Annotated in this window: 2 protein-coding genes and 2 pseudogenes; 3 read left to right on the forward strand and 1 reads right to left on the reverse strand. The window is 33.1% G+C overall.

Annotated features, from left to right (window positions below):
- The first annotated feature begins 362 nt into the window (after positions 1 to 362).
- Positions 363 to 2295 (forward strand): annotated as a pseudogene (locus MKX31_RS29050) (glycosyltransferase).
- A gap of 63 nt (positions 2296 to 2358) precedes the next feature.
- A complete protein-coding gene (locus MKX31_RS29055) occupies positions 2359 to 3135 on the forward strand; it encodes a class I SAM-dependent methyltransferase (protein WP_064475993.1) in 777 nt (258 codons plus the stop codon).
- A 39-nt stretch (positions 3136 to 3174) separates the two neighbouring features.
- Here the strand turns inward: MKX31_RS29055 and MKX31_RS29060 are convergent, their stop codons facing one another.
- Positions 3175 to 4119, reverse strand: coding sequence for an NAD-dependent epimerase/dehydratase family protein (locus MKX31_RS29060; RefSeq protein WP_064475992.1), 945 nt, complete (start codon positions 4117 to 4119; stop codon positions 3175 to 3177).
- Positions 4120 to 4298: 179 nt separating this feature from the next.
- Between MKX31_RS29060 and MKX31_RS29065 the strand changes: the two are divergent.
- Positions 4299 to 5137, forward strand: a pseudogene (locus tag MKX31_RS29065) (glycosyltransferase WbsX family protein); the annotation flags it as partial.
- Positions 5138 to 5149 lie beyond the last annotated feature (12 nt).

Raw genomic sequence — 5149 nt, forward strand, 5'->3', positions numbered from 1 at the left:
GCGTTCTGCGTTATTGCATCGGCGACTTGTTCTATATTACACCCCTATATCCTAATCGTCAATACCTTTTATCCTTTTTATTTTATAAATTCTAAAGGGTATTGAACCTTCTTCATTTATACTCCGTTCCTAGAGATTAATAAACTGATGCAATCACTTTCATAATCGACAGTTTATACTTTCTTACTTACACCTTTCTAAAGAATGAATAGCAAGCCAAACAAATATATATTAAAGGTAGCACTTTTTATTTCGAGTACATTCCAGCTGCATTCACAATTATCTCCTACCACTTCTCTCTAGGAATTATAAATACACCATGCATTTACTAAAAATCTAATTAACTTAGGAGGCGTTATGAAATGCATGTTAATAAGAAGATCATTTATGTATCCCATGATGCCCATTTCCACGGAGCACCACTTCTTTCTTTACATACTATTAAAGCTCTTAAAGAAAACTTTCATTACTCCGTCGCAATTATTTCTATTGGAACGGGCATTTTAATCCACGATTTTCAAAAGTATGGTCCTGTTTATTGCCTAGAGGAAGACTACCCAACGGAAAAAAGGTCGAATTATTAATAAAGAAGTTACTATCACAAGACTATACCATCGCCATATGTAGTACCGTCATAAGTGGTGATATAGTTGCATTACTAGCTAAACACAATATAAAAGTTATTTCATTAATACATGAATTGCCGCATTTAATACAACAGTACTCTGCCGAGGGAAAAGCGAGAAACATTGCCGAGTTTGCTTACAAAATTGTCTTCCCTTCACAGTACGTGTATGAAAAATTCCGTACAATCACCCAATTAGATCATCAAAAATGCCACATCCCCCCTCAAGGTTTGTTTAACCACAATCCTTATAAGAACAATATTGCAAAAGCGAGAAACGAATTACGAAAAAAACACAACCTGCCTCTAGATAGCAACATCATTTTTGGGGTAGGTTTTGCTGATCATCGGAAAGGGATAGATTTATTCTCACTTATTGCTTACTCAGTAAGAAAGGTTCATACGAATATTCATTTTATCTGGGGCGGGAGAACAGATGTTCATTTCTTTAACACGCTATCCCCAAGGTATACAGCACATTTCACATTAGTTGAGCCTACTCCAGATATCGGTTTATATAACGCCGGGGCTGATTTGTATTTATTAACTTCAAGAGAAGATCCTTTTCCAAACGTTGTTTTAGAAGCATTAGATACAAAAGTCCCTGTTATAGAGTTTAAAAATGCTGGAGGTTTTGAAGATGTTGTTACGGAACAAACTGGCGCCTTAGTAGACTTTTTAAATTTACCGCAGTTGCTGGAAAGAATATATGAATTTATTGGAGATGAAGACTTACGATTACAAAAAGGGCGCTTTGGCCAAGAGCTTATTGAAAAAGATTTCAACTTTCTTCATTATATTTATCAATTATTAAACCTGCTTGAACATAATTACAAAAAAATAAGCGTAATCATATCGAACTATAATTACGAAAAATACTTACCTGACCGAGTTAAATCCATATTAAACCAAATCTATCCCCTTTACGAACTAATTTTCCTAGACGATGCCTCTACTGACAATAGCGTATCTATATTTAAACAGCTGCTCTCAAACGAAAATAAGCCCCACTTAAAAGTTCAGCAGATTATTAATGATAAAAACTCTGGTTCTGTATTTAAACAATGGATAAAAGGCGTCTCTGCAGCAACCAGTGATTATATTTGGATTGCAGAGGCCGATGACTTATGTGATCAGACATTTTTAGAAGAAGTAATACAAGGGTTTCATATAAATGGTGATGTTACCTTAAGCTACACACAATCACAACAAATAGATGAGCAAGGAAATATCCTGGCCAATCATTATTTAGATTACACAAATGATATTGATAAAGAAAAATGGAAAAGTTCTTATTTCCGAAAAGGAATAGATGAAATACAAGATACATTACTTATCAAAAACACCATACCTAATGTCTCAAGTGTAGTTTTTAAAAACATAGATATAAAAACAACAGAAAAACAATTAGAAAAGTTTAAAGTAGCTGGTGATTGGTTTTTCTATGTTTCTATTCTTAAAGAGGGGAACATTTATTTCAATCTAAAACCGCTAAACTATCATAGACGACATACAAATAGCGTAACGAGAACAGAAGATTCATATTCCCATTACAGTGAAGTTGTACAAATGCAGAATTTCATTAAAGAAACCTTTACTATCGACGACATTTCAAAAAAAAAATGTACACATATAGAAAGTATCTTAAAGCATATTTGAAGATTGAATGATATATTTTCTTCGCCATCAGTATCTCTTGTAAGACGTTACTATCATTTAAGGGGGGTTACTCATTGAAAGAATTTATAGAGGCAAATAAAGATTTGATTTCTCGAATTGCACACAACTACAATGTAAATGCAAGTATCCATCCAGAGGATCATATCTTTCAATTCCTTGTCACTAATCCAGTCTTCCCATCTAAAAAAGAAGCGATAGATTATTATTTTCAAGATGGGAGAAAATCTGCAGAAACACTCTTAGATTTAATTACTTCCTTCCATCCCCCTATAGACACTCCAATAAAATTATTAGAATTCGCATCCGGATACGGCTGCGTAACACGTCATTTATTAAACCTACAAACGAACTTAAGTATAACTACCTGCGATATACATGAAGAGGCTATTACTTTTATTGAACGTACATTAAATACTTCCTCTATCTTATCTCACCCTGAACCTGAACAAGTAAATTTGACCTCGTCTACGTATGATATCGTCTTTTGTCTATCATTTTTTTCTCATATGCCTAATACAACTTGGTTTCGTTGGCTTCAAACATTGTATAATGCTGTTTCTCCTGAAGGCTTACTCATTTTCACAACTCATGGTTATCAAAGTAAAAAGTACTTCAGCTTTCCAGATTTAAATAAACAGGGTTATTGGTTTCTCCCTTCTAGTGAACAATTGGATTTGGATGTTCATCAATACGGGCAAATGATCGTTAGTCCCTCTTACGTATGTGACAAAATTAAATTATTACCCTATAACCCTGTTATCAAAAAATACACTGAAGGTTTTTGGTGGGAACATCAAGACCTTTGGGTAATAAAAAAAGAAATAAAATAATAAACCACGCTCTACTTATACAAAAGTAGGCATGGCTTATTATTTTTTACTATATAAGAACTCTTCAATCCATAGCTTATTTAATCTAATTCCACTTTTGAAATCTATTTTCGGTTCCCAATTACATTCTCGTCTTACTCTATCTATATTTAAAATGATTTGTTGAACATTTTCTTGCCTTTGTTTATAGCAGGTAAAGTCCACTCTTCTTTCCGTTAATTTCTCCAATTCTACTATAATTCGTTTTAAAGAGAGACCCTTGCCGCTCCCTATGTTATACACACAAGATTTCAAACGATTTAAGTGTGATAGTTGTATAGTGATTTCAACTAAATCATCGATATAAATATAATCTCGAATAATCTCTTGTGGATTCCCATATATATTAATCTTTTCATTACTGAGATGCTGATACAAAAAACAGTTTATTGCCCCAACTTTCTTTAAAGGATTTTGATATTTTCCATATGGATTAGAATATCTACATACAACATAGTCAATTCCGTATTTTTTCTTATAAAAGTACAAGTAATTTTCAAGCGACACTTTTGTTATTCCGTAAGGAGAAAGTGGTTTTAATGGATGTTTCTCATCAATAGGTAAATATTCAGGTTCACCATACACGGTGCCCCCAGAAGATGCTAATACAATTCTTCTAATAGGAAAGTTTTTAACGCTTTCCATGAAATTAAGAAAAAAAAAGCTACTGTTCATATCTCCAAAAATATCTTCAATTGAAGTTGCTACATTAGACGTTGCAGCTAAATAAATAATAATATCCACATCCACTAAAGCTTTATATATATCTTCAACATTCGCTAAATCACCTTTAATAAATTCAACATCACTTATAATATTTTGAGGGAAATTATTTATATGTCTGGAAAATACTTTTACATTTTGATCTTGTTTCAATAAACCTAATGCGAGGTTAATACCAATGAAACTATTTCCACCTACTATTAAATAATTATTCTTCCTCATAATATCCTCTCTAGTAATAAGATTTTTGCTTATCACACCTAGAAATACAAATAAACGAAATTGGTCACCTCTATTATTCATTCTCTTATAATTGTATGCCCCTTATAAATTTTCATTATCTTTATTTTATATTTTCCTTTTAGAATCGATACCTTATTTAAGATGACCGCAAAAACACTCATAACTGGTTTAAAGGAAAAAGACTATTGGAGACACCCTTTAATGAGGTATTTAAAATGAAGGAACCAGATTTTCCATTTTGCCTTTCTTGGGCAAATGAACCGTGGACAAAAACTTGGGATGGTCTTGATAGTCACATATTAAAGCCTCAAAATTATGGAGAGTTATCGGATTGGAAAGAACACTTTGAGTATTTATTACAAGCTTTCCAAGATGAGAGATATATCCGTATAGATGATAAACCACTATTCATTATTTATCGTCCCGGGCATATTCCTGATTGTGAACAAATGCTTCATTATTGGAATACACTCGCACAAGAAAATGGTTTGAAAGGTATATACTTTGCAGAAACATTAAACAGCTTCCACTTCCTAATATAAATGGATTTGATGCTAGCATTCAATTCGAGCCTTTTTATACAATTGCCCATGATAGCTCTTCAGACATAAATAAGGCAATATATGAGTCTGGTAAACAAATAAACGCTTGGGATTATGATAAAGTGTGGATGTATATACTAAAGCGATCTCCTCCAGAGAAAAAAACATTTCCTGGTGCCTTTGTTGACTGGGACAATACAGCACGCCGCAAAGACTTAAATAGCAGCATCTTCCTAGGTTCTACCCCTAGGAAGTTCACGATATATTTAAGCAAACAAATCCAGCGTACCTATTCTCTTTACAACAGCGAGTTTTTATTTATTAATGCGTGGAATGAATGGGCAGAAGGTACTTACTTAGAACCAGATAAAAGGCATGGATTCGCCTATTTAGAAGGAGTTAAGCAGGCAATTAACAGAGGTATGAAAGCATACAAAAAAGACGAGTCATTCTGACTCGTCTTAAGG

Origin of the sequence: Bacillus sp. FSL M8-0063 (assembly GCF_038005545.1) — a bacterium.
In the GTDB taxonomy this organism is placed as follows: Bacteria; Bacillota; Bacilli; order Bacillales; family Bacillaceae_G; genus Bacillus_A; species Bacillus_A wiedmannii.